The organism is Falsiroseomonas oryzae (genome assembly GCF_027856955.1).
Lineage (GTDB): Bacteria > Pseudomonadota > Alphaproteobacteria > Acetobacterales > Acetobacteraceae > Falsiroseomonas > Falsiroseomonas oryzae.
In genome coordinates, this window is sequence record NZ_JAPSMD010000777.1 from 1 (window position 1) to 1,393 (window position 1,393).

Below are 1,393 nucleotides of genomic sequence, written 5' to 3' on the forward strand. Positions count from 1 at the left end.
GCGGGCTGCCGGCCAGGCGCTGCGCCAGCGCGGCGGGCAGGTTGTGCCGGCGCAGCGCGGCGGGGATCGCCAGCGCCTGCGTCGCGTCCGGCGCGATCACCAGCGGCTCGTCGCCGGCTTCCTGCGCGGCGGTCACCTCCACGCCGCCGGCGATGCGGCGCGTCGCAAGGATCACCGCATCCTCGCCCAGCTCGCTGCGCAGCGTCGCCATGGCGTCCGCCATGCGCGCGGCGCGGATGGTGCGCAGCCTCATGCGGCGACGTTGCCCACCGTCCGCAGCCGGGCGCGCGGGTGGATCTCGGCATGCGCCAGCACGGTGGTCTGCGGGCGGAAGCGCTCCACCACCGCGCGGACATGCGCGCGGATGCCGCCGGAGCACACCAGCACCGCGGGCTCGCCGGCGGCGCTGGCCGCATCGAAGGCCTCCCGCACCGCTGCCATGAAGGCTGAGAGGCGGGAGGGTGCCATCGCCAGCTGCTTCTCCTCGCCCGGTCCGACCAGCGCCTCGGCGAAGTCGCGCTCCCATTCCGGGGAGAGCGCGACGATCGCGATGGCGCCGTGCGGCGCGCGCGCCGCCTCGCTGAGCTGCCGCGCCAGGCGCACGCGCACGGTCGCGACGATGCCGGGCAGGCTGCGCGTGCCGGCGGCCGCGGCTTCCTGGATGCCTTCCAGGATGGTCGGCAGGTCCCGGATGGAGACGCGCTCCGCCAGCAGCGCCTGCAGCACGCGCTGCACGGTGCCGAGGCCGGCCTGCGATGGGATGAGGTCGCCGACCAGGCGGCGATGCTCGGGCGGCAGTTCGTCCAGCAGCTTCTGCGTCTCCGCGAAGGAGAGCAGCTCCGGCATGGTGTCGCGCACGATCTCGGTCAGGTGCGTCGCCAGCACGCCGGCGGAATCCACCACGGTGCAGCCCAGCGCCAGCGCTTCCTCTCGCCGGGATTCCTCGATCCAGGCGGCGGGCAGGCCGAAGCTGGGTTCGGTCACGCGCTCGCCGGGAATGGCGGGCGGATTGCCGGAGGGGTCGATCGCCAGGTGCAGCGGCGGCTTCAGCACGCCGCGCCCGGCCTCGATCTCCTTCACGCGGACCACGTAGGTGTCGGGCGGCAGCTGCAGGTTGTCCTGGATGCGCACGCTGGGCAGGACGAAGCCCATCTCCTGCGCGGTGGTGCGGCGCAGCGCGCGGATCTGCTCCGTCAGGCGCGGCGCATCGCCGGCCGCCAGGCTCAGCAGCCCGTAGCCGAGCTCGAGCCGCAGCAGGTCCATCTTCAGCGCCTCGGCCGGCGGCGGCTCCGAGGGGGCGGGCGGCGGCGCGGCGGCCTCCGCCTCGCGGCGTTTCTCGGCGCGCCACTGCTCGCGCGCCAGCCAGGCGGCGCCACCGGCCAGCACCAGGAAG

At 75.4% G+C, this 1,393-nt stretch carries 1 protein-coding gene and 1 pseudogene; both read right to left on the minus strand.

All coding sequences use genetic code 11. The features are described from left to right. Nucleotides 1-253: pseudogene (locus OZN99_RS31585) on the minus strand (hypothetical protein); the annotation flags it as partial. Further along, nucleotides 250-1,393: FHIPEP family type III secretion protein (locus OZN99_RS31590; protein ID WP_270939149.1), on the minus strand; the 1,144-nt coding region annotated here is incomplete at its 5' end. The pseudogene OZN99_RS31585 and the gene OZN99_RS31590, both read right to left, overlap by 4 nt.